The organism is uncultured Vagococcus sp. (genome assembly GCF_963518325.1).
Taxonomy (GTDB): Bacteria; Bacillota; Bacilli; order Lactobacillales; family Vagococcaceae; genus Vagococcus_D.
Map to the genome: position 1 here is coordinate 122,537 of NZ_CAUQJB010000009.1, position 23,652 is coordinate 146,188.

The window sequence follows — 23,652 nt, forward strand, 5'->3', positions numbered from 1 at the left end:
TTGAGTGAAGTATTTACTCAAGTCTTAATCCTCACGATTTATCACGGTCTAGCGTATAATAATAGGTAGAGCTATTCTGCTAGGCAAACAATTGAAGGAGGACAATCGAGATGACAATTTATGACTATACAGCAACCTTAGAAAACGGTGACACATATACCTTAGATAAATACAAAGGACAAATCTTAATCGTAGTTAATACAGCCACCAAGTGTGGTTTGGCTCCTCAGTTTGAAGAGTTGGAAAAGATTTACGAAACTTACCATGATCAAGGATTGGAAATTTTAGGATTTCCTTCCAATCAATTTAAACAAGAGCTAAGCACTAGCGAAGAAGCCGGTGAAGCTTGTCGAATGACTTATGGCGTGACCTTTCCGATGCATGCTATCTCAAAATTAAGCGGGGAGGATGCGAATCCGATTTTCACTTATTTAGTGGACAATACCACCGGTGTTTTGGGGAGTAAAATCAAATGGAATTTTACCAAGTTTTTAATTGATCAAGAAGGAAATGTTGTGAAGCGTTATGCGCCAAAAGACAGTCCGAAGAAAATGATTGCCGATATAGAGTCGCTTTTGGCAAATTAAGAGTATTATAGGAGTTGTTGCTTAATTAGGCGATAGCTCTTTTTTTTATGAGCAAGACACTTTATACTGACCTAATGCCCATAAGTATTTTTTATTGTTGAAAAGGAAACAATCAATCAGTATAATATGGGTAAGTAGGAACATAGGAGGACAGGCATGAACAAAGAAGATCAGGTAATGATGGATGTCAGACATCTGTACAATAAGATGGCTTGGATTAATAAACTGAAAATGGAAGACAGCCTAAAAGGGTATCAATCGACTGAAGTTCACTGTATTGAGTATATTGAAAAAAATGCGGATTCCAATGTGACTAAATTAGCGGAGGCTTTTTACATGACTCGAGGAGCTATTAGTAAGCTGACCAAAAAGTTAATCAAAAAAGGCCTAATTGAGAGCTATCAGAAGGTGGATAATAAAAAAGAAATTTATTTTAAATTAACAGAGAAAGGGCGAGAGGTCTTTAATATCCATGAAGAGTTGCATCAAGAATTCAGAGAACGTGATAAGATCATTTTTGACCAAGTATCTGATGAGCAAATAGAGGCCTTACTTCAATTTGTCAATGGCTATAGCCAGCATTTAGATAGGGAAATTGAGAAGCTGGCACTAGAACGTGACTAAACCTATAGGATGAATTAATTAAGAGACGAGCAGACTTTTGAGGTCAGTTCGTTTTTTTGTTGACTAAGAAACAAAAAAGAGTTATTATATTGTTTACAAGGAAACAATATTAACGATAAAGGAGTTATTATATGTCTACAGATCAAACAACGACACAATCAACGGAACCAATTGATAAACACGCCCTCATCTTTGGATTAATATCTGTCTTTTTATGTGGAATTGGCTTTAGTATCATCATGCCGGTGGTGCCTTTTTTAGTAGCACCTTATATTAGTAATCCTGCTAATCAAGCAATTGTAGTCACCTTACTAACCTCAGTGTATGCTGTCTGTGTTTTTTTCGTTGCCCCTGGGCTAGGAGCATTGAGCGACAGATATGGTCGCCGGCCCGTACTGTTACTTTGTTTATTGGGGTCGGCTATTGGCTATTTTATTTTTGGTTTGGGTGGTGCCTTGTGGGTCCTGTTTCTTGGTCGTATCATTGAAGGCATCACTGGAGGGAGCATCAGCACAATCTTTGCTTATTTTGCTGATATTATTCCGCGGGAAGAACGAACCAAGTATTTTGGCTGGATGAGTGCTGTCGTTGGGATTGGCAGTGCCATCGGACCAACACTTGGTGGTTTATTGGCACATTTTGGTTATTCTGTGCCACTTTTTTTTGGCGCAATCATCACGCTTCTAAATGTTCTTTATGGTTACTTTTTTATGCCTGAGAGTTTAGCGAAGGTCAATCGCCTAAAGGAGATTCCTCTGTTCAGGTTGAATCCATTGACTCAGCTGTTACATATTTTGTCCATGAAAAATTTAAAGTGGCTCTTGATTTCAGCCTTTCTAATGTGGATTCCCAATAGTTCCTTACAAGCGGTATTTTCTCAATTCACCATCGATACCTTTAACTGGAAACCAGCTGTGATTGGTTTGATGTTCTCAATTATGGGTGTTCAAGATATCTTGTCTCAAGGCTTTGTGATGCCTCGATTATTAGTAAAAATGACTGATAAACAGATTGCGATGCTAGGAATGCTTTCAGAGATAATGGGGTATGTCTTAATTGCTGCGTCAGCTCTAGTGTCTTATTATCCTTTCCTAATTGTCGGTATGTTTATCTTCGGTTTTGGTGATTCGATTTTTGGTCCGTCTTTTAACGGCATGTTATCAAAATCGATAGATGCCAGTGAACAAGGAAGGGTTCAAGGAGGGAGTCAATCAATTCAAGCCTTAGCTAGAATGATTGGCCCTATAGTCGGAGGCCAACTTTATGTTTCCCTTGGACATTCAGCACCAGCTGTAATGGGGGTGGTGTTGATTGGCGGAGGGGTGTTGGTCTTATTCCGAACACAAATAGGGAGTAGTTAAAGCGGTTTTTGATTGTGGAGTGCTTACTGACGTTGAGAGATAGAATTAGTAAGTGAGGTGCTTAAAATAGACATCAAAGTAGTTCCATATGAGGTAAACTGGCCAGAACGCTTTCACAAGGAATGCCTTTTACTTAAAGGAGGATCAGGAGATAATTTACATCAGTGATATTACATAGGCATTACAGCGAATTACCTAGGAGGTGTCTCAGTTATTCGTGATTGCGTGAGGTTAGAAGTGTATGAAGAGGTTATGAGAAAATTAGGCTATGAATCATTTGGGTAAAATGGTATTTCTGAACGGCGATTTTATGTGAAGGGAAAGGGCGACCCCACTATATTTAGGCCAACGTCTTTCTGAGGCACATCAATACGGTCAATTAAAAATGTCCTTAGTCAAACTTTTTGATGATAGCCTTTAGGGATATGTTAGTGGTAAAGACGAATGGGTAAAAGCATTGGAGCCTGTGACTGATGTCCCAGACTTCAATGCGTTTAAGGTGATATTACCCTTTTAAAAAGGTTGCTAAATCTGCTTTCTTATCGAAAGATTCAATTTGTTTTCCCGATTCAGAGATTCGCAAGAGGGCGGGGACATATTCCAGATCCAATGAGGCCATCAGTTCTTTAGTGGCTGGCTCGGTATCTGCTTCAGTCACATCAAAATAATAAATGGTCTGGGGATTTTTTTTGAGACTGGCTGTTAGTTTTGGCACAAAAGCTTGGCAGTATTTACATGTGGGTTTACCTAGATAGATCAGAAATGACTCTGGTTCTTTCAGTTTGTTCTGAAATGCAGTCACTGAAAGTTCTGTGAGGTCTTTGATGTCTTCTTCATAAGCCAAAACAGCAGAATCAGCTGTTTTGGTTGTTTTGGTTGGTTCCCCTTGCTTGCCACACCCACTTAGAAAAAGGGTGATAACGGCTATTAGGGCAATGAATGGTTTCATTGGATGTTGTCCTCCTATTTAAACATCGTATTCTAGTTCTTTAATGGCAGCTCGTAAATAGGTATAAGGAGTTGGCATAGCTTCAGAATCGTAATGGGCGTAAGCAATTTTTATTTCCAGTTGAATTCGGTGTAGAGTTGAAAACTCTTGAGTGCTGATGCTATAAATTCTGCGGAAGTTATTGATCAATTCCTCAATCAATGCCTCTTCTTTAAAAATTAGCACTCCAAAAGTCATTTCGACTTCGTCCAGAATGTAAATAATCCCAGAATCCCCTCGACTAGTATTGATGGCATCGACAGTGAGTCGGATGACTTCTTGTTTTTCTTCATCTGAGAGCATTTTTTCAACTTCTTTCCAGAATTTCATCTGAAAGACGATTAAATAATTATCTAATCCCAAGCGGCGAGCTGCGTCCATAAAGACTTGGGCGTCATCGTTAAAGGCGGTTAAATTCCGCAATTTACTTTTGGCGTCAATGATGCCAAGTTTCAAAGATTGAGCCTGCAGCAGGGCGTTTTCTTTCTGCAACTGATGCATGTGATAGGTTAAGGCAAAGACCAAAGCAGAAAGAATCGGTGTCATAACGAGCCAAAAATAAGTTGGCAAGATAAATATCTGCTCTGTTTTTGCTAAAAGTTGATAGAGAGCATAGCTACCTTGAATAAAGATGTAAACTAAATTTAAGATTAAACCAGTGGTGATATTAGTAAAGTAAGTCACTAATGCTAAGATTAATGCCAGATTCATCAGGATGACATTTTGCATGAGATGATCACTAGTTAGACCAACAAAGACAACAATTATAAAAGTAACTAGCAAAAAGCCTAAAAGAGATAAATCTGATAATAACTGGGTATTCTTTTTCATATTAGGCATCCTTCTTTCTGTGTTTCGTCACAATAAAGGTTAAGCCTGCAATCAAGGATCCAGCCACAAAGATTAACACTCCGAGATAGGTAACTAATAAGGAGTTATTAGCGAGTTTAGCTGAGGTTGAGTCAGACTCTTTTGCCAGTTCTTTTTTAAAGCGGAAACTGTTGACAGTACCGTCTTTATCGACAATAAAGCCATCTTCCGGGTGCTGGCTGATCTTTTCTTGGCTGGACAGTTTTTGTGCACTGAGATAGACACCACGACTAGTGGCACCAGTTAAAACAAGGATACCTTTGCCTTCTTCGTAAGGTGAAAAGATTAATTGACCAGAACCAATCTCGGTGCCGTATTGACTTTCAATACTGATTTTTTCGTTGGATACTAGTCGTTCACCTTTGTCGTCATAGCGGAAGAATAGTTTGGTGTTCAAGTCCTTCACGACTGTATTATCCTGATAGCTGCCAAGAACAATTAAATTATTGGCTTTAAGTGTATTGTCGGGAACCGTAGTACCAGCATTGACAAAGATTACATCCCCTGTGTTATCTTGAGCGTAACGTCCTAGTAGGTTAAACAAAGCGGTAATCGAGCGGTAAATATTTTGGTCTACTTTCTCAGGCAAAAGGACCGCTACTTGGTTATAGCTCCCTTCTCTCAGGAAGGGATAAGGATAGTTGGCAAACACTAAATCTTGGCGATCTTTTGTGTGAATTGTCATGGCAGATTCTGGTGCAATATATGCCCAGGGCATTTGATCCTGACGGGGTGTACAGGGCAAGTCCTGAATTTCTAATTCAAAAGCGACGGTCAAAGTAAAGTCTCCTGCTACCTCGAGATCTTTTGGCACGGTAATGATCAGCTCATCGTCACCAGCTTTATCCAGAGTCAATTTTTGACTGCCAATGGGAATGCCATTGATGCTGAGAGTGACTAGGGAGCGGTTAAAGTCCAAGTTTTCTGAATAACGGAATTTCAAGTAGATCTCACTATTAGAAGCGATCGAACGATTAGAGGGCAAAGAAACAAAAAATTGCTTTTCCTGATGGAAGGGCCCCACTAATTTTTCACCTTGGTCATTTAAGTGGAAAAGCTTCTCAGATTCAATGGCAGGGGTATCTGTCAGTGTATCTTGACCAACTGTTTTTTCGCTTTGAGCGACTTCTGACATCAATTGTGAATTGGCAATAAAACGGCTGCCTTTAATCAGAGCCTCCCCGCTTTTGGCAGTGACTAACAGAATATGCTGTTGGTCCTTATTAATCAGTTTAAGCTGAGCATCATTTCCTAATTCTTTTTCAGCCACTTCCTTTTGCAAATCAGCTGGCAGATTATCGTAAAGACCGATGATGATTTGATAAGGCACTTGATTAAATTCTTCATCAGTTAATTGGGCGACGGGAATGGCCTCGTCGTCTTTATTTTCAATTTTAGCGTAACTTGATAAAACGTATGTGGCACTTTCCAACTCTGAGGGTTCGGCTTTACCGGCAACTAAAACAGCAACTTGACGATGGGCAATTGAATCGATGCCGCTAAATCGTTTGTGAAAGTCTTTAATGCTGTCCGTTAGTTCTTGATTGCGGTATAGAATCCCTACATTAGAGCTTTTAAACAGGTGGAGCCAGTCGGCAGGCGTCGTGGTAATACGACAAACATCTTCATCATCAATCGTGCTGACGCTGCCTTGTATAAGGAGAGTATTGACTCCGGTTTTAAGTAATTCTTTTGGAATGGTTAGCTTGACGTGTTGCTTATCGTTTTCTGAGGCCGTTAGTTCAAAGGAATGAAACTTGGCACCATTGATAACAAAGGTTAAGTTGGACCGCTCACGCTTAGTTAATTGTGAGACTTGATAGTCTAAGTTGATTTGTGCCTGATCGACATTCCAATAATCTAAGACTTGGAAATAAACTGTTTGGCTAGAAATTGGACCAGTCAAGGATTGATCGGCTTGTTGAAACTCGGTAATAAAGGTTTGTTGTGATATTAAGGGCTCGTCTTCAGCTGAGGCAATGGTTGGGATACTTAAGACCAAAAACAAAGCCAGAATACTGAGCCAATAGTTAAAACGAATCATGGTGTCTCCTCCAATTATGTGAACTTTTTCGAACGACTGTCAACTATTTGAAGCGTTCGGTTTTATACCACTTGGCTTCCCGCTTAAGGACGGTTTCGCGGACGTACATTACTAGGCCGTAAGCGGCCACGACCATCCACATCTGGGCGTAAGTGACGTACATTAAGGCGATAATGCCAAGATTTTCTAGACTCATTTCGCCTTTTTCCGTGGTGATGGTAATAAAGGTCCCAACGATAAACAGGACGATTGCCAATAACCATAGTAGGCCGCTAAAGCCAGCCAATGTCGTATGGATGTAACCAAAAATATTTAAAATTAAAATGGTATCTGAGACGACTAAAGAAGTCAATAATAGAAAATAAATGGCTAGAAAGTAAAGTAAATCAAAACGAATTTTGCGGGCTTTCGGATCGAATAGCAAAGGCAAATTTTTGATTATTACGTAGACATTGCCTTTAACCCAACGAGTTCGTTGCCGGAACCAGACACTCATAGTTTGAGGTTCTTGTTCCCAAGTCACTGCCTTTGGTTGAAACTTGATGCGATAGCCCATGGTATAAATCCGAAAGCTGATTTCAGTGTCTTCGGCCAAAGCTTTAACGTCCCAACCACCAATCGCTTCAATAATTGAGCGACGCAAGATAAAATTAGTACCAGGGATGGTGCAGAGTTTAAAGAGTTGCCACCGACCAGCTTGAGCCATCCACTGAAAGGAAAGAGTCTCAATATTAATAAAGCGGGTCAATAAGGTGGCATCGCGATTGCGAGTGCGGAACTTACCCACAACAGCTCCTAGTGAAGGGTCATGAGTCAGTTCAGCTACTAGATAGCGCAAAGCATTTCTCTCAGGTGTGTTATCGGCATCATAGATGGCAATTAAGTCACCTTTTGCGTCTTTGAAGCCTAAGTTTAAAGCATTAGACTTTCCTTTACCACCAGTGATGGCATCAGTGTTAATAATCCTTAAGAGCCGTTCCGGGTGTTTTAACTGAAGCCCTGCTAACAGCTGAGCGCTGTTGTCAGAGGAATTATCGTTAATGACGATGATTTCATAACAGTCGTGAGGGTAGTTCAACCGTAGTAGGGCTTCCACTGTTTTGATGATTACGATACCTTCATTATGAGCCGGAACCATAATGCTGACAAAGGGCGTCTCACCGTTAATTTCCGGTGGAGGCGCGCCTTCAATTTTCATGTAATAGAGATAGCCGGCAATAATTAAGATGACATTGATCAACAGTAAACTCCAAATGGATAATGTGGCGATTAACAGTAAATAATCGGCTAAAGTCATGTCATCATCTCCCGTATTTCCGTCTGTATAAAACGAAACTAATGATTAGGAATATTCCCAATACAATTAAAGTTCCTGTTATAAAGACCGTTAAAATTTTATTTTGTGTAGCGAAGAAGCCCGTTAAGCTAGTTTCGGGTTCAGCCACTGCCTTAGCTTCAAAGGGAATGGCTGTTTCAATCCACTTGCGTTGGCCATCTAGATAGAACTGTTGATTCTTGACTTCCATGGTATGGTTGATGGTCACAACCTTATGATCGGTATAGAGGGTATTCTCAAAGAGATAAGAGGTTTTGGTTAAACCTTGTAAAATTCTTTCTAAGCGCTCTTCTGTTTCCGGAAAGGGAATGACAATGGCTGTCGGTGAGAAAAAGGCTTTTTCACTGACACCCCACAAATCGATATTGCTAAAACTATCTGGATCAAATCCCACATAGGCTGTTTGATATAACTGATTGGTCGTGGTCTTTAGGCGACTCTGACGGTTTCGGTTAGGCAATAAAATCGTGGTATCGGAATAACCTAGTGCCTGTTCCTGATAATCAGCATCTTGGTTCCAGTAAGCAGGCGTGGCGATTCCAACAGGGTATACTTTGTTTTCTAAAAAAAAGGTCAGGCTTGTGGCCATATCACGTTGTAATGCTCTAGGATCGGTCGAATTAGGACTTTGAGCAAAGGGTGTTTGTAAAAATAAACTACTATTTTGCGTAGAAACCTCTGTTAAAATTTCCAAATAATTATTCGCAGCTTTTGTTTCGAGATTATCCCAAATACCCGTGGCGCTTAAGGCAAAGGGCAAGCCGGCAGCTTGGAGTTCTTTTTGTAATTTTTTTAAAATCTTAAAATTTGAAACGGGAGTAAAGTCATCAAAAACGAGTAAAGGGTATTGTCTGACTACTTGATTGATGGCTAGCCACTCACAGACCAAGCGGTTGCCAATTAGGTATGGCAATCCTGTTGTTTGCCAAAAAGGCAGATAAGCCACGCCGTTTTGTAGGCTGCCATAAGGATAGCGACCTAATTCATTGTCGTAGTTCAGACTACCATAATTTTTACTGTGCTGATCCTCAGTTAGAACATCAACTGTGAAGGTTTGTGACAGATTCTCGCTGGCTTGAAAAGTCAGGCTGTCTAAGCTGGCGCTATCGCCATAAAGTCGTTTAAGCGGTGACCCTAAAACTTGGCGCCAGGGTTCCGGCAGTTTTTGGCCAATGTGGAGGCGTTTCTTTTGATAAGCGTCCCGTTCAGTAAGAAAGGTTTGGTTTTCAATTGGTAAATCCGGCTGGTTAATGATTTCGATTAAACCAGTGTAATCAGTCAATTGACCGGCTTGATAGTCGTCGATCGAAAGAGTGGTTACACTGACTTGCAAACTAGTCAGTAAGCTTTGCATCAAATTAATCATTTCATCACCTTTTTGTTCGTTATCCAAACTGTCATAAACCAGTAGCAGGCGATCTCGAGGCTGGATTTCGGTAATTGTCCCAGCTTGAGCAATTAGGGGGTGGGTGAGAGCTAGTAAAAAGAAAATCAGCCCTACTAACCAAGGTTCTTTATTGTTCATTGTGACCTCCTCTATCCTTTATTAATGGGTCCACCGGGCGCCAGAGAGCGTGGTGAAGGAGCTCGGCCAAAGTGAAAATCAAGATTAAATCAAAAATTAAGGGGATGATAAACAGTCGTAAAGTGACGCCTACAACCCCATAGTTAATGATGGCAGTCAGATAATTAAGATAAGTCATGATCAAAAAAGATAAAATGAAAATCCCTGGTAACATTCGCCAACGGTTTCGCTGTTGCCATGATTTGACAATTAATGGCACATACAGAATCAAGATAATCAGACTAAAAACCAGATAGAAGCCAAAGGTTTTTGGGAAATAGGCCTGTCTCAAGGTTTGATAGCCGTTAAAAAAGTGGTTTTTAGTCCCAGCAGGTTGTCCCTGACTTTTTTCATGATTTCCCAGATTGGGATCTTGAACTTGAGAGACTTGTGGCATGGCAGTTTTCATTAAGCTGACTAGGTCAGCAGGGTGTTTCAAGTAATATCTTAGGAGCCAAAATTGGTCAAGAGGCTGGTAAAAGTCAGTGAAGATTTCATTGCCGTCGATGTCTAAAGGTAAATAGTCTGCGAAATAATCCTCACCGGCTAAAAGAGCATATTGGCTGTTTAATTGTTGATGTTCCAGGTCAGTCTCATCAACAGTTCCTTTCATAAGCCCTTGAGAAAAAGCTTGGAAGTGTTGATAATTTCGGTTACCTAAATTAATAAATGAAAAGGTGATGCTAGCACCTAAAATAATCGTGAAAGTGCCGAATAAGGCGAACATTTTAGTACTGAAAAGACGACTGGTAAGGGTAGTTAAAATTAGCCAGGCTAATAAAAATAGTACCATGTATAAAAACTGTTGATGAAGGGTAATCAGTAAAAAGGCATTCACTAAAAATAAAGTGATCATCAGCTTGGTGGGGTATAAACGTCGATAAAAAGCAATCGATAAGGCGAATAAGTAAACGGTGGTAATCAAGACTAGTGCCAAAACGTAAAAGGAGTGAAAATACAAGGTATAGCTGGTGTCTCCTAAAATGAAGACCACCAGTAAGGCCAATAGGTAATCACTGCGTCGTCGACCTTTGCCAGTGATGCTACTGGTCAGAAGGTAAATCGCTCCTAGATAATAAAGAAGATATAGACCACCTAAAAAGCGCATGTCAAAGATGACCTGACTATAGAAGAGTTTATTGAAAAAAAGAGCAATAGCTAAAAAGGCAGACTGGGATGAGAGCCACCGAGAGCTACCAGGGTTATAGTATTGGAGTATACCGTATTGGCGAGTGAAATAACTACTGCCATCTTCTGTAAATCCCTGTAAGGGATAGAGGCCAGCTGCTTCGAACCACTTATTAAAATCTCCGTTATTAGCGATGCCATTAGCGGGCAAAACAAATAGAACCCAACTGGTAATCAGCCCGATTAAGATGACGCTTAACCAGGCTGGCGACAAGTAGGTTTTGATCACTTGTTCAGTGTTAATAGCGATTTGTTTCATTTGATGCTTGATTGATGTCACTCGGGGCACCTCCTTGATGAGTAAGCTTATTAAAATCCCTATGTAGTTGGATTCGCTTGATAAGCAAGTAACGCAAGTAAATTGTCGAATGAATAAAACTCCTGAGTGCCAGCATTACCAAAGGCACCGTAAAAGGGTGACTGCTGATCAAGCACTTGAAATTTTTCCATGTGCTTGATAGCTGTCTCATAAAAGTCCAAATCACCTAGACGAGCAGCAATAATTGCCGACAAGGCATAGGACGCCGTCGATTGATTGTCGTCCAATATTTGGCCTTTCGGGCCGTATCCGTTGTAAAGCTTGCCTTTGGCGGTTTGACTTTTCAAGTAGGCAATTGATTCAGGCCGCTGTTTATCTTGACGAACTAGATGCAATACGCTAATAAGGGATTCCACAATATTGATCTGTTGAGAATCTTGGTACTGTTTGCTGTCATAGTTGTACCGTGTTTGATACAAGGGGAATTCATCAGATAAATAGCCTTCTGTCAAAATAGTTTCTTGCGTTTTCAATAACTTATTCAAGCTCTTTTCGCTTAAAGGCAGTAATGATAACGCAGTTAAGTCAATGTAACAAAGGGTGATCTGTTGACTCTTAATGCCTAAGTCGCCATCGTAAAAATCAATGAGATGGTCGTCGATTAAGTTAGTCTGACTAAAACGTTTGGCGTAGGTTTGAGACAAATTGCGCCAAGAGGGATCTTCAAAAACATCGGCGGCATGATCAAGGACGCGAATAATCCGCAAATCATCAACGGTGGCATTGACGGGATAAATTTTTTCCTTTAAGGGGGAATAGCGATAACTAAAAAGCTTGCCAGTGTCAAAGGTCCGTTGCATTTTACTGACTTCTGTTTTGAAAAGGCCTTCCATTTGAGCACTGACGGCAAATGCCATCATAAAGCCAGCAGATTCGCTAAGGACTTCATGACCTGTAGCCATTTCCCGGTCTTCTTTCGTCCCTTGATAGTTAGTGAAAACCCCATACTGATTGGTCATCTTATTTTTGATAAAGTCCAACAAGCGTTCGATTTTAGGATTCCCTTGGTTGACTTCCAATGGAGGCTGTTGGCTGGGAGAGGTCTTTTCAGTCTCATAATCATCGGGAACTGGTAAACTGACAGGTGTCTCTTCATTTTTGTTGCTAACGTGAAGGACTGAGAAAAAAAGAACAGCGGCAAACATTAAAAGTAACAAGAGGGCTAGGGCTTTAGATGTTTTTTTCATGATGGTTCCCACTTTATTATGATTTTAAAGGATAAGTCTTGTTTATCCTCATATTATAGTATAAATAGTCTTAATAAGTAAGGGAGAGGGTTTTTAGGGTAGGACGTTATTATAAGTGGCGGTGATTGCTAGGCAAGGGAGATTAGCGTCATTAATGCTGATATAACAAGGTCTATCAGTATTTTATTTTCAATGAGGATGTGAGGGAGAAAATCTTTAAGAGTATTTGTTGGTTAAAATTTTGTTTAAAGGTGCCTAATTTGCAAAGGGGGAGGATAGATAAAAGACTAAATAAGCTAAGTTTAAAAAAAGTCTAATTCTCACCTCAAGAATTGACAGGATTGGTATTTAAAAGTTCTCCTTGACCTGAAACCCATATCAGAGATTATACTGAAATCAACAGAGAAAGGCGGTTGTTAATATGAATTTAATCATAGAGATGACAGATAATATTGGCATGGATTATTATTATGTGACGATGTATTGTGAGGGGCAGATCTTGATAATTGACACCCCTGATCGAAGGATAAAAGAACTTCGGCGGCAGATACCTATCTGTGCACTAGAAGAGGTTCACTGGCAGGTAAATGGCAGTATTCGCCGTTTAGTATTTCGGTATCAAAATGAAACTTACAGCATTGTCGATATGGGAACGATTGGCGCAATTGCAGAAAACTTGATGATACAAACTCTGGTATAATGAGTAGTAGAACAAATTCTTGAAGTGGAGTGTAGGTAAATGAATCGAAAGTTAATTGTATTTGATATTGATGGCACCTTGTTGAATTCTCAAAAGGAAATAGCCGTCAGCACCTTTAGAAGTATTGAAGTCCTAAAAGAGGCAGGTCATCACTTGGCCATCGCTACGGGACGTAATTATGATTTAGCAAAAGATGTCGTCAAAGCGGTGGGCTTTGATCATTATATTTGCTGCAACGGATCAGCGGCATTTATGAATCATCAGCTAGTTCACAGTCAACCTTTGACAAAAGACGGCTTGGAGCGGTTAGTCAAGATTGCCGATCAGGCACAGTTGGATTTGATTTTTCAAGGTCTATACGGCATGCGTCGTCATAATGAAGTAGTCGGTGAAAAGCTGGTGTCAGCCATGACGAGTTTTGGATCGGGTGCTCCTGAGTATCAGGCAGATTTTTACCAGCAGGAAGATGTTTATCAAGCTTTAACGTTTCATGGGTTGGATCAGGAACATATTTATGAGGAATTTACGGAGTTTGATTTTGTCCGTTGGCATGATGTGGGCGTTGACGTCATTCCGTTAGGTGGTTCTAAAGCGAAGACTATTCCAATCTTGGCTAATAAATTAGGGATTTCTCTAGAAGACACGATTGCCTTTGGTGATGGTGAGAACGACCGGGAAATGCTTAGTCTAGTAGGACATGGTGTGGCCATGGGTAATGCCAGTCCAGCAGTTCAAGCTTGTGCAGATGAAGTGACAACTAGCCATGATGAAGATGGCATTTATGTGTCATTAAGAAAAATGGGCCTCGTTTAAAGGACGTCATTTTCGCTTGTGGAAGGTCTCTGACAGATATTGTTATCTTAGAGTCCTTTTTTCCGTGAGTTCGGCAGAAATCGGGATTACTCCTTGTTTTTTTTATCGTATAGTAGAGTTATAAAAAGAGCGACTAAATGAAAGTTGTTTGGAAAATACTATATGAATGGGGAATTCAATAATGGGGAAAAAGATTTTAGGATGCGTCCAACAAGTGGAAAATAAAAAAGCGATGAAGGGGAACTCTGACTTTCAATTTAAACCGACAGAAGGCTTATCGCAAATTGCCAATTTAATGGAGTTTGTTAAGAAAGGCGATGAGTTTCACTTAATGATGCATAGTTTGGATGATTTGAACTTGCAATTAATTCAGTTTTATCCAGTTTTAGAAGTAGTGAAAGCAAATGGTGGGATGATTAGTTTTGTGGATCAACGCTTGACAGAACGGATAGCAGATGACTTATATTTTGAGTTGATTGTGGAATTGGCTTCAAGTGAAAAACGTACGATGCAACGCCGTTATGAAAAATCTAAAATGCAAGCTCAAGCAAAAGGTAAAACCTTTGGTCGACCGGTTATTGAGGGACGAACCATCAAACAAATTCAGTATTTGTACAAAGTTGAGAAGCGCTCAATTCGTGAAATCTCACAAAAATGTGGTGTGTCAGTGGGGACCGTCCATAAATACATTAAAGAAGTAAGATAATTATTAACCAACATTTGGCTTAGCTAATGTTGGTTTTTTTGATGTCTACCCCTTTGATCGAGCTATATCGATAATTTGACCTTATATCGTTTTTTTGTCATTCGTTGCTGTAATGGGGATTATCATGAATAATACGGATATTCATCAGCCTTTCTTTTCGGTAATATGAGGGTAGTTAAGCGCAAGGTATTTCGGCCGAAATGAAAGCGATGACAAATTTATGTGACATAACCTATTAAGGGGGAAGAGATATGAAAAAGAAACTACTATTAGGATTAGTGTTTGGCACAGTATTATTAACGACTTTAGCAGCTTGTGGTGACAAAGAAAAAGAAGCGACGAAAGAGTCAGGAAAAACAGAAATTAAAGTAACTTGGCGGGACACCGGTGAAGTCGATACCCTTCGTACGTATTTAGAAAACTTTGCTGAAAAATTTGAAAAGGAAAACGATGATATTAAATTAGTTTTATCGCCTATTACAGCCAGTGAGGGTGATTACTTTTCAAAAGTGGCCTTGTCGATGCAGTCGGAAAGTACGGCACCAGATGTGGTAGCAGAAGATACCTTTATGTTAAATTCAGATGCGAATGCTGGCTACTTGCTTCCATTAGATGACAAAGTGAAAGACTGGTCTGAGTGGCCAGAGTACACGGAAAACCTAAAAGCCGGCTCAACTGGTGAAGATGGCGTATTGTATGCTATTCCAGGGGTAACGGATTCTCGTGGGTTGTGGTACAACAAAAACGTCTTTAAAGAAGTAGGCTTACCAGTTGACTGGCAACCCAAAAATTGGGAAGAAATCATGGATGCTGCTAAAATAGTCAAAGAAAAAGCGCCAAAAGTTATCCCATTTTCAATGAGTGTGGCTAAAGCCAACGGTGAATCAGTTTCGATGCAAACGTTTGAAATGCTGTTGTACGGCACAAAAGACACGTTATTTGATGCCGATACGAAAAAATGGAACGTCAATACAGCTGGTATTGAAGATTCTCTAACCTTTGTAGACGATGTTTACAACAAAGAAAAAGTGGGGCCATCATTATCAGTGGCGATGAACAGTAACTATGGCTCCGTCTTATTCCAGGAAAAATTCCCAAATGACGAAGCAGCGATTATTTTAGATGGTATTTGGAACATCGGTAACTATAAGAGTGATGGTGTTGTGCCAATTGACAACGCAACAGAACGTTTTGGTTTTGCAGCAATGCCAACACAAAATGGTGAGGCACCAGGCACAACGACGATGGCAGGCGGTTGGTCATGGTCGATTCCTAAGAAAAGTAAAAATCATGAGGAGTCCTGGCGTGTTATCCAAGCATTAGGAACAAAAGACGAGCAAGCAGACCGGGCCTTGGCTCAAGGGAACTTAACGGTTCGTGGCGATGCAGCAGAAGTGCCAGCATACAAAGAAGTCCCTTTTATGGCAGAAGCAACGGAATTATTGGAAAACGCGTATTTCCGTCCGGCCAACGATAAGTATCCAAACGTATCAACTGAAATTCAAAACATGGTGGAAGCGGTAGCCAGTGGTAGTAAAACGCCTAAAGAAGCAGCCAAACAATACGCAGACAACGTAACCCGCATCGTCGGCAAAGAAAATGTTAAGGAATAAACAAGTTTTTCTCTTTGCGTAATATCTTTTAATTTTATAAAAACTAGTTAGCAAAGGAAACTTTTTCCTTTGCTAAACTTTTAAGTAGGTGGAAAAAATGGATGGAATGGTTGTGAAAAATCAGTTATCAAATGCGAAGAAATCGTTGTTATTTCTTTCGCCATCACTAATTTTATTGTTAATCTTCTTTATCAGTCCAATGGTTTTAACGGTGCTATTTTCTTTTACGAATCTCTCTCTAACGGGGGCAGATGCTAGTAATTTACATTTTATTGGCTTTGAAAACTTTGCTAGAATGTTCCAAGATCCAGAGTTTCGGATCAGTGTCTGGAACACGATTGTTTTTGTCCTTTTTTCAGCCGTGTTAGGGCAGTGCTTCTTCGGTTTTTTAATCGCCTTCCTAATGAAGGAAAAGAATAAGCATTTCCGTAAAGTGGTTGGCTTGATTATTATTGCTGCTTGGGTGACGCCAGAAGTGGTGGTTTCCTTTTGTTGGGTAGCATTTCTAGGTGATAGTGGGACAGCGAATTCTCTGGTGGGGTTATTCAATATGGAACCTGTAGCTTGGCTCTTTACCTTTCCAATGATTAGTGTGGTTATCGCCAATATTTGGCGGGGAACAGCCTTTTCTATGATGGTTTTCCAATCTGCCTTAGATGATATCCCTAAAGAGGTTGAAGAAGCGGCTTTTATGGATGGGGCAACGCGCTGGGAAGTGGTACGTCATATTACGATTCCCATGGTTCGGGGTACGATTGCCACCAATGTGATGCTAGTAACCTTGCAAACTTTAGGAGTCTTCACCCTTATTTATACCATGACTGGTGGGGGACCAGGCTCAACAACATCAACCTTGCCAGTCTTTATGTACAAACAAGCCTTTGTTAGTTATCAATTAGGCTATGGCACGGCCATATCTCTGGTGTTACTGGTGATAGGTGCAGGCGCCAGTCTCTTATATATGAAAACATTAAAAGTGAAAGTATAGGTGAGGAACATGGTGAAAAAGAGTCACAAAATTGAAAAATGGATTCATTACATCATTTTAAGTATCTTAGCGTTGCTGTTCCTCCTTCCCTTGTTGTGGATGATTTTTGCATCTGTTGATACTGGGGCGATTCAGTCCTTGAAAGTACCAGATAAATTGACCTTGGCCAATTTCACGTCCATATTAACTGATCCGTCGATTATTCGATCGTTCTTTATCGGCTTAGGGATGTCAGGGACACAAGCGATTCTCGTTGTAGGGCTGTCGGTCTTAGCTGCTTACCCACTGTCACGTTATCAGCTGAAATTCAAAAAAAGTTTTATGATGACGATTTTATTTCTGACGTCATTACCAATGACGGCGGTGATGGTACCTGTTTATCAGTTGTTTCTTTACCTGAAATTTCAGGACTCAATTATTGCGGTGACGTTCTTCCTAACGGCTTCTTCCTTGCCTTATGGTATATGGATGATGAAGAACTTTATGGATTCGGTACCTATCGAATTAGAAGAAAGTGCCTGGGTTGATGGCGCCTCTTCATGGCAGGGTGTCTATAAAATTGTTGCACCTTTAATCATACCAGGGATCTTTACGGTTGCTATTTTTACGTTTTCTGGTAGCTGGGGGAATTTCTTTGTGCCTTATATTTTGATTCAATCGCCGGATAAAATGCCGGCATCGGTTACTATTTTTCAGTTTTTCGGTAATTTTGGCATGGTTAACTACGGTCGTTTAGCCGCTTTCTCGGTAATTTATACGGTACCCGTCGTCGCCTTATATGCCTTGTCACAAAATTTTATGTCTAAAGGATTTAGTTTAGGCGGAGCAACGAAAGGATAGAATGAGATGAGTATAGAAATGCGCAAGTTTCAAGCCCGAGTGGCGGAATTAGCCCCTTATCGCTACCGTCAGCGGATGCCGATAGGGGAGTGGCAAGTGGTAGAGGATTTAACGAAACAAGATAAGTACCCATCAGATCGTGTTCAAGCTGAAGAAAAACCCTTTAAGGTCAGCGACCGGTGGGAAGGCCGTGATTATTATTTGTGGATTAGCACAGAATTTGTTGTGCCGACAGATAGTGAGTCTTTGGTGTTATTATTTGATTTTGGTAAAACAGGCGGTGGCCATAATTCAGGTTTTGAATCCTTATTGTTTATTAACAATGAACCTTATCAAGGGGTGGATTCCAATCATCAGGAAGTGTTTTTACCACCTGAAATGGCTGGCCAGACCTTGCAGCTAAGCTTAAAACTGTGGTCGGGTTTAGAAGGTGGCGGTCCAAAAACCATTCAAGAGCATCGGTTTTTATGTGGAGATATGGCAATACTGGATGTTGCCGTTGATGATTTCTATTACACCCTTGATGTCTTGGTCAAAACCATTGAATTGCTGGATGAGAATGACCCAACCCGAGTGACTTTAGTTAAAACTGTGGCGGAAGCTCTAGCAACTATCGACTGGTCTCAGCCAGGAAGTCAGACTTTTTATGACTCATTAGTTCGGGGGAATAAAGTCTTACAACAGCGGATTGACGTTTTACCGAAAAACACGGAGGTTAAAGTAACGGCGATTGGCCATACTCACATCGATGTGGCATGGCTCTGGCGTTTGAAGCATACACGAGAAAAAGCCAGCCGTTCTTTTTCAACGGTGTTGCGTTTGATGGAACAGTACCCAGATTATGTTTTTCTGCAAACTCAGCCTCAGCTTTATGCGTATATTAAGGAAGATTATCCCGAGATTTATGCTCAAATTAAGGAGCGGGTGGCGGAAGGTCGCTGGGAAATTGATGGGGGCATGTGGTTAGAAGCAGATTGCAACATTCCTTCTGGTGAGTCTTTCGTCCGACAATTTCTGTATGGGTCTCAATTTATTAAAAAGGAGTTCAATAAACAAACGGAATACTTATGGCTGCCAGATGTCTTTGGTTATTCATGGGCCTTGCCTCAAATCTTAAAAAAGAGTGGCATAAAAACCTTTATGACGACTAAAATTAGCTGGAATCAATTTAATCGGATGCCACATGATACCTTTATTTGGAAGGGAATAGATGGCAGTGAAATCTTAACTCATTTTGTCACCACTCCAGAGATTTCCGAAGAGACTGGCTCTGACTGGCGTTATACCTATAATGGGATGATTGAGCCAGCCACTGTCAAAGGGATTTATGATACTTATCGCGATAAAGAGATTAACGACAACTTATTGCTGTCCTATGGATTTGGTGATGGCGGCGGTGGGGTTAACCGGGAGATGCTTGAAAAACGCCGGCGGATCAATAAAATTCCTGGCTTGCCTAAACTTGAAACAGGCCGAGCTGATGAGTTCTTTCAAAACCTGCATCAAACCATTGAGGAGACAGAAGGGTATGTACATAAGTGGGACGGGGAGCTTTATTTGGAGTATCATCGAGGAACTTATACGTCTCAAGCATACGTTAAAAAGATGAATCGTCTGTTGGAACTGCGCTACCGTGAATTGGAAATTTTGGTCTCTTTACTAGTTGATAAAGAGGAGTATGAATCCCTTAAGAGTTGGTTTGACCAAGGGTGGACGATTATTTTACGCAATCAATTCCACGACATCATTCCTGGGTCCTCAATTGAAGAAGTCTATCAGGATAATAAGCGTGAATACGAAGTGGCACTGAAAATTGCTGATAAGATTGAGGAGGCTATTATCAACTTAAGTCATGAGCCGGAAATGGCAACTTGGACTGTTTATAACACGGCTAGTTGGCCTCGCAAGGAATTGATCCAAGTGGCAGTGGAGGGGGAAGGACACTTTGTAGGGGAAGATGGACAGCGGTTACTGGCTGAAAAAACAGCCAAAGGGTACTTAGTTGGAGTTCCAATGGTTGGTCCTATCAGTAGTCAGCAAATTCATTTTAAAGCCAGTCAACCACAGGAAAATTTGGAAGAAACGGCTGAGATTGATTTAGTTGCCAACCAGCTTGAAACGACCAATTACTTAATCAAGTGGCAGGCAACGGGCCAGTTAAGCAGTATTTACGATAAACTTAATCAACGAGAGGTTCTAAAGGAAGAGGGTTTCGGAAACTATCTGAAACTTTATGAGGACAAACCAATTGATTACGATGCTTGGGATATCGACATCTTTTATAAGGAAAAGAGCCGCCTTTTAGATGCCTCCAGTATTCAAGTCACTGCCAATAATGGCTTTTTAGGGACTGTTTGTTTTACTTATGAATTTGGTCAGTCAACAATTAGTCAATATATGACGGTTTACCGGGAGTCACGACGGATTGATTTCAAAACAGAGGTGGATTGGAAGGAACGCCAACAATTATTGAAAACTCATTTTGATGTGGCGGTTCGCAATACCGAAGCGACTTATGACATTCAGTATGGCAGTGTTAAGCGACCGACACACTGGAATACTAGCTGGGACTCGGCGCGATTTGAAAGTGTGGCACATCAGTGGATTGATTTCTCCGAGCGAAGTTATGGCGTGAGTTTATTAAACGACTCTAAGTACGGCCACTCGGTTAAAGAACAGACCATGACCTTGTCCTTGTTAAAAGGTGGTATTTATCCGGATCCATTGGCAGATGTGGGACATCACAGCTTTACTTACAGTTTGCTGCCTCATGCTGGTGATTTTATTGAGGGGCAGACCGTGGAAGAAGCCTGGCAGCTAAATAATCCATTATCGGTTTTACCAGGTGCTGGAAAAATCGATTCTGAATTTGTTATTATAAGTAATCAATGTGTTATAATTGATGCTATCAAAGTCGCCGAATCAGGTCAAGGCATTGTTTTGCGGCTTCATGAACATACAGGGGACACCCGTCAAGTCAAGTTGCGGCCAAACTTTTACTATTCCAGTTGGTCAGAATGTAATTTAATGGAAGATAGGGGTGGATTTGAGATGACCGATCAAGAGATCAGTTTTACCTTAAAGCCTTATGAAATCAAAACCTTTATTTTTCATTAATCAGTCTTGAGAAGAGGTAACAATAGAGAGGGTGGCGAAATGTTTAAGAGGAATTTGCTGTTTAGAACATTTTTAACCTTCTCTGTTGTTGTTTTTTTATACAGTGGGTTAGTGATGTGGACAACCATCGCCAAGCATTATGAGCGGCTAAATTATCAAAACAAAAGTTTGAACGAGCAGTTTTTAGAAAAGACCAGTCTGTCCATCGACAATCGTCTTGAGGTATTGTTTACCTACATTAACTTTTTATCAGAGAAAGAAAGTATCGATCAGTATTTACGTGAAGAGGATAATGAATTTGCCTCTTTTTCCACTCTGTATGACGATTTAGTTAACAATCTTTTTTCTATTAGCCAATTAGGGTTTAACATTGGGGTGGCCAAAGACATTAATGGCTATATTGTATCACCTGACGGGTACTTTCTCTTTGATGATTACATCAAACACTTGGATTTGGAGAAAGAGTTATATCGCATAAAAAATATTTTGTCTAATAAAACCAATTCGACATACGAGTATATTGCAGGACAGGATAAATCAATTATGATCATCAAACAAACACAAGAAGGGACTCAAAAAAGCATTTATTATTTTATTGTCTTTGATAATGGGGTAGTCCTGCCAGATAGTTTGCCTAACAATACAGGGATGTTTGTTTTTGGTAATCAGGATAGCCGTTTATTTGAAATCGGTCAACCGAAAGAATTAAATCTGGGACTGCCTAAAGGCGCGGATAATAAGGGACAAGTCTCCGTGGAAAAAATAGCTAGCCAAACGTTTTTTATGAGACGATCGGGAGTGATTCCCTCTATGACTTATTATTACAGCGTTCCCAATACGAAGATGGCAGCCTTAACCAAGGAATCCGTCAGTAGTTTGATCTGGATGCTGTCATCATTAGTCATTATGGGCGTGGGTATTGTTTTTTTTACCAGTCGAAAAAACTATCTGCCGATTAAGCAGATTTTACAAAACTTTGATGACCATCCGGAACTAAAAAATAAAGATTTATTGTCCGATCAAAATGAATTGGATTTTATTTTGGAAAACATTAAACGAATTAATGCTGCCAATCAGGAGCTTGAATTGGAGTATTCTAAATCGCTCTACGCCATGCAGGAAGATTTCTTAAAAGATGTTATTTTTGGCGCCACGGACAATATGACAACTAAAATGATGGAACTTCAATTAGAAGCTTATGCTAATGGAGGAACGTTGGTGGTCTTGTCATTAGAAGGTGTCTCGGAGCTAGAGGCAAACTTAAGTGAGTTTAATGTGCTGACTTTACGCAAGCGGATTATTCAAACCTATCAGGCTTCCACTAATAGTCAACTCTTTATGCCAGTGGCGATTGATTATCGCCGTTTCTGTTTATTCTTTTTGGAGAAAAATATTCGTGAGGTGACTCAGGTCTTGGAAGCCCTGAAGAACCTGATTGAGAAGGAAAATGCGGTGGATATTACCTTTACGATTGCCAATCCAATTGCCGATATATCCAGATTGCCACATGCTTATAACGAGGCCTTAAGTTTATTGGAGGTCAAATATTCCTTTGTTGAAACCAAAATCATTTCGACTAAAAGCCCTGCCATTAACAATCGTGAGGATTACAATTACAGTTTGGAGTCGGAGCAATTGTTCCTGAATACCTTAAAGACCAAACAATACGGGGAAGGCATTAAGTATATAGTGGATTTGACTCACGAGAATTTTACTAAACGACAGATGAATATTCATAGTGTGATTGAATTTAAGTATGCTCTCATTAATACAATTAAGCGTAGTTTGAATTATGTCAACAAGTCCTTTTTGGAATTTTCCAATGCCCATTATTTATTATTTGAGAAGATTACTAGTAATGATCCCTTTGTGTTGGAAGATGCTTTTGTTCATATCTTTACGCGCGTGATTCAAGAGGTCAAGGCAGTCAATGAGGGGGCTGATAAAACCACACCGGAACGGATTGTGGAATACTTGCAAGAAAATTATCAAGGGGATATTTCTTTGACAGACATTGCCACCCGCTTTAACTTATCTGAGTCCTATGTGAGTCGAGTGATCAAGGAAGCCACAGGCACTAGCTTTAAAAACTATATTAACGCCTTAAAAGTTGATAAAGCTAAAGAATTATTGTCCACAGGAAAATATAAGGTCAACGAGGTCTCGGAGATGGTCGGCTGTAATAACGTTAATACCTTTATCCGGATCTTCAAGCAGTTTGAAGGACAATCACCAGGCCAGTTTATGCGAGATTGTTAAAATTAAATCAGAAAAGTGCGGCTATTGTGTCTTAATATTCGCGCTTTTTTGTGCCACACTTAATGTAAGAAAGGTCAGGAACAACTAAAGGGGGAGAGGTGATAAAGATGGATAGAGAACAGCTTAATCAAGAGTTAACACTCATGTTATTGTATTTAAACAGTAGGTAGGAGGAAACTGGGGGCTTTCAAGTGACCCGAAGCTGGAAAGGGGATGATTTTTCGGTAGTGAACTTGCTGTTAGAAAAAGGTTTAGTCGATGGGACGGGTCGCAAAAAGTCAGTCTATTTTTACCCTCAAGAGATAGAAGAGGTAAAAGCCTTGTTTGAAAAGTACGGGTTAAAGATTGACTAAGGCCAGTCTCTAAAGTTACTGGGGGGCCTTCTTAGAAAGTTGGGAAAGCAAAAGCTGAATGGGACGGTTTGTTATCAGGGATCAAGGAGTAAATATCAAGAATGTCTAAGAAGATTGATCTGAAAGCCAACTAAGATTAGTGAAGCTGCTGAAAAACGAAGATATTCCTATCGTTTTCTTCTTTAGAGATAAAAT

The 23,652-nt window shown here is 40.3% G+C and carries 19 protein-coding genes; 12 read left to right on the plus strand and 7 right to left on the minus strand.

What is annotated here, in order from left to right; translation table 11 throughout:
- The first annotated feature begins 110 nt into the window (after positions 1-110).
- The 3 genes from RWN13_RS09925 (at position 111) to RWN13_RS09935 (ending at position 2,572) form a co-directional block, all read left to right on the plus strand.
- Positions 111-587, plus strand: a complete 477-nt coding sequence (locus RWN13_RS09925; RefSeq protein WP_314062865.1) for a glutathione peroxidase — start codon at positions 111-113, stop codon at positions 585-587.
- A 156-nt stretch (positions 588-743) separates the two neighbouring features.
- Positions 744-1,211, plus strand: a complete 468-nt coding sequence (locus tag RWN13_RS09930; protein WP_314062868.1) for a MarR family transcriptional regulator — start codon at positions 744-746, stop codon at positions 1,209-1,211.
- A gap of 131 nt (positions 1,212-1,342) precedes the next feature.
- A complete protein-coding gene (locus tag RWN13_RS09935; protein ID WP_314062870.1) occupies positions 1,343-2,572 on the plus strand; it encodes an MFS transporter in 1,230 nt (409 codons plus the stop codon).
- Between the two features lie 505 nt (positions 2,573-3,077).
- Here RWN13_RS09935 and RWN13_RS09940 read toward each other — a convergent pair.
- The 7 genes from RWN13_RS09940 to RWN13_RS09970 are packed head-to-tail and all read right to left on the minus strand — an operon-like array spanning position 3,078 to position 12,068.
- Positions 3,078-3,521, minus strand: a complete 444-nt coding sequence (locus RWN13_RS09940) for a hypothetical protein (protein ID WP_314062873.1) — start codon at positions 3,519-3,521, stop codon at positions 3,078-3,080.
- 18 nt (positions 3,522-3,539) lie between these two features.
- Positions 3,540-4,391 carry a GGDEF domain-containing protein gene (locus RWN13_RS09945; RefSeq protein ID WP_314062876.1) on the minus strand — a complete coding sequence of 284 codons (852 nt, stop codon included), beginning with the start codon at positions 4,389-4,391 and terminating at the stop codon, positions 3,540-3,542.
- Position 4,392: 1 nt separating this feature from the next.
- On the minus strand, positions 4,393-6,474 hold the full coding sequence (locus RWN13_RS09950; protein ID WP_314062879.1) for a cellulose biosynthesis cyclic di-GMP-binding regulatory protein BcsB: 2,082 nt from the start codon (positions 6,472-6,474) through the stop codon (positions 4,393-4,395).
- 43 nt (positions 6,475-6,517) lie between these two features.
- Complete coding sequence (locus RWN13_RS09955) at positions 6,518-7,771, minus strand: glycosyltransferase (protein WP_314062882.1); 1,254 nt, start codon at positions 7,769-7,771, stop codon at positions 6,518-6,520.
- 4 nt (positions 7,772-7,775) lie between these two features.
- On the minus strand, positions 7,776-9,335 hold the full coding sequence (locus tag RWN13_RS09960) for a hypothetical protein (protein WP_314062884.1): 1,560 nt from the start codon (positions 9,333-9,335) through the stop codon (positions 7,776-7,778).
- A complete protein-coding gene (locus RWN13_RS09965) occupies positions 9,325-10,842 on the minus strand; it encodes a hypothetical protein (protein WP_314062886.1) in 1,518 nt (505 codons plus the stop codon). Before RWN13_RS09965 ends, RWN13_RS09960 begins: the two co-directional genes overlap by 11 nt.
- A 38-nt stretch (positions 10,843-10,880) precedes the next feature.
- Positions 10,881-12,068 carry a hypothetical protein gene (locus RWN13_RS09970; RefSeq protein ID WP_314062888.1) on the minus strand — a complete coding sequence of 396 codons (1,188 nt, stop codon included), beginning with the start codon at positions 12,066-12,068 and terminating at the stop codon, positions 10,881-10,883.
- Between the two features lie 421 nt (positions 12,069-12,489).
- On the opposite strand from RWN13_RS09970, the gene RWN13_RS09975 reads away from it, so the two are divergent.
- The 9 genes from RWN13_RS09975 (at position 12,490) to RWN13_RS10015 (ending at position 23,457) form a co-directional block, all read left to right on the plus strand.
- Positions 12,490-12,768, plus strand: coding sequence for a hypothetical protein (locus tag RWN13_RS09975; RefSeq protein WP_314062890.1), 279 nt, complete (start codon positions 12,490-12,492; stop codon positions 12,766-12,768).
- A 39-nt stretch (positions 12,769-12,807) separates the two neighbouring features.
- Complete coding sequence (locus RWN13_RS09980; RefSeq protein ID WP_314062893.1) at positions 12,808-13,581, plus strand: HAD family hydrolase; 774 nt, start codon at positions 12,808-12,810, stop codon at positions 13,579-13,581.
- Positions 13,582-13,762: 181 nt separating this feature from the next.
- Positions 13,763-14,287 carry a hypothetical protein gene (locus tag RWN13_RS09985; RefSeq protein WP_314062897.1) on the plus strand — a complete coding sequence of 175 codons (525 nt, stop codon included), beginning with the start codon at positions 13,763-13,765 and terminating at the stop codon, positions 14,285-14,287.
- Positions 14,288-14,538: 251 nt separating this feature from the next.
- Positions 14,539-15,900, plus strand: a complete 1,362-nt coding sequence (locus tag RWN13_RS09990) for an extracellular solute-binding protein (RefSeq protein ID WP_314062900.1) — start codon at positions 14,539-14,541, stop codon at positions 15,898-15,900.
- A gap of 97 nt (positions 15,901-15,997) precedes the next feature.
- Positions 15,998-16,888 carry a sugar ABC transporter permease gene (locus RWN13_RS09995; RefSeq protein ID WP_314062904.1) on the plus strand — a complete coding sequence of 297 codons (891 nt, stop codon included), beginning with the start codon at positions 15,998-16,000 and terminating at the stop codon, positions 16,886-16,888.
- A gap of 9 nt (positions 16,889-16,897) precedes the next feature.
- Positions 16,898-17,728: a carbohydrate ABC transporter permease gene (locus tag RWN13_RS10000; protein ID WP_314062906.1), complete on the plus strand. Its 831-nt coding sequence runs from the start codon at positions 16,898-16,900 to the stop codon at positions 17,726-17,728.
- A 6-nt stretch (positions 17,729-17,734) separates the two neighbouring features.
- Positions 17,735-20,845: an alpha-mannosidase gene (locus RWN13_RS10005; RefSeq protein ID WP_314062907.1), complete on the plus strand. Its 3,111-nt coding sequence runs from the start codon at positions 17,735-17,737 to the stop codon at positions 20,843-20,845.
- A gap of 39 nt (positions 20,846-20,884) precedes the next feature.
- Entirely contained in the window at positions 20,885-23,104 is a 2,220-nt protein-coding gene (locus RWN13_RS10010) for an AraC family transcriptional regulator (protein WP_314062910.1), read from the plus strand.
- A gap of 191 nt (positions 23,105-23,295) precedes the next feature.
- Positions 23,296-23,457: a DUF6429 family protein gene (locus RWN13_RS10015; RefSeq protein WP_314062911.1), complete on the plus strand. Its 162-nt coding sequence runs from the start codon at positions 23,296-23,298 to the stop codon at positions 23,455-23,457.
- Positions 23,458-23,652 lie beyond the last annotated feature (195 nt).

Excerpts from the sequence above, each read along its gene's own strand:
- RWN13_RS09960 (WP_314062884.1), bottom strand. The coding sequence starts at position 9,335 with ATGAACAATAAAGAACCTTGGTTAGTAGGGCTGATTTTCTTTTTACTA.
- RWN13_RS09935 (WP_314062870.1), top strand. The coding sequence starts at position 1,343 with ATGTCTACAGATCAAACAACGACACAATCAACGGAACCAATTGATAAA.
- RWN13_RS09950 (WP_314062879.1), bottom strand. The coding sequence starts at position 6,474 with ATGATTCGTTTTAACTATTGGCTCAGTATTCTGGCTTTGTTTTTGGTC.
- RWN13_RS09990 (WP_314062900.1), top strand. The coding sequence starts at position 14,539 with ATGAAAAAGAAACTACTATTAGGATTAGTGTTTGGCACAGTATTATTA.
- RWN13_RS09970 (WP_314062888.1), bottom strand. The coding sequence starts at position 12,068 with ATGAAAAAAACATCTAAAGCCCTAGCCCTCTTGTTACTTTTAATGTTT.
- RWN13_RS09925 (WP_314062865.1), top strand. The coding sequence starts at position 111 with ATGACAATTTATGACTATACAGCAACCTTAGAAAACGGTGACACATAT.
- RWN13_RS09995 (WP_314062904.1), top strand. The coding sequence starts at position 15,998 with ATGGATGGAATGGTTGTGAAAAATCAGTTATCAAATGCGAAGAAATCG.
- RWN13_RS09975 (WP_314062890.1), top strand. The coding sequence starts at position 12,490 with ATGAATTTAATCATAGAGATGACAGATAATATTGGCATGGATTATTAT.
- RWN13_RS09980 (WP_314062893.1), top strand. The coding sequence starts at position 12,808 with ATGAATCGAAAGTTAATTGTATTTGATATTGATGGCACCTTGTTGAAT.
- RWN13_RS09930 (WP_314062868.1), top strand. The coding sequence starts at position 744 with ATGAACAAAGAAGATCAGGTAATGATGGATGTCAGACATCTGTACAAT.
- RWN13_RS10010 (WP_314062910.1), top strand. The coding sequence starts at position 20,885 with ATGTTTAAGAGGAATTTGCTGTTTAGAACATTTTTAACCTTCTCTGTT.
- RWN13_RS09940 (WP_314062873.1), bottom strand. The coding sequence starts at position 3,521 with ATGAAACCATTCATTGCCCTAATAGCCGTTATCACCCTTTTTCTAAGT.
- RWN13_RS10005 (WP_314062907.1), top strand. The coding sequence starts at position 17,735 with ATGAGTATAGAAATGCGCAAGTTTCAAGCCCGAGTGGCGGAATTAGCC.
- RWN13_RS09955 (WP_314062882.1), bottom strand. The coding sequence starts at position 7,771 with ATGACTTTAGCCGATTATTTACTGTTAATCGCCACATTATCCATTTGG.
- RWN13_RS09985 (WP_314062897.1), top strand. The coding sequence starts at position 13,763 with ATGGGGAAAAAGATTTTAGGATGCGTCCAACAAGTGGAAAATAAAAAA.
- RWN13_RS09945 (WP_314062876.1), bottom strand. The coding sequence starts at position 4,391 with ATGAAAAAGAATACCCAGTTATTATCAGATTTATCTCTTTTAGGCTTT.
- RWN13_RS10000 (WP_314062906.1), top strand. The coding sequence starts at position 16,898 with ATGGTGAAAAAGAGTCACAAAATTGAAAAATGGATTCATTACATCATT.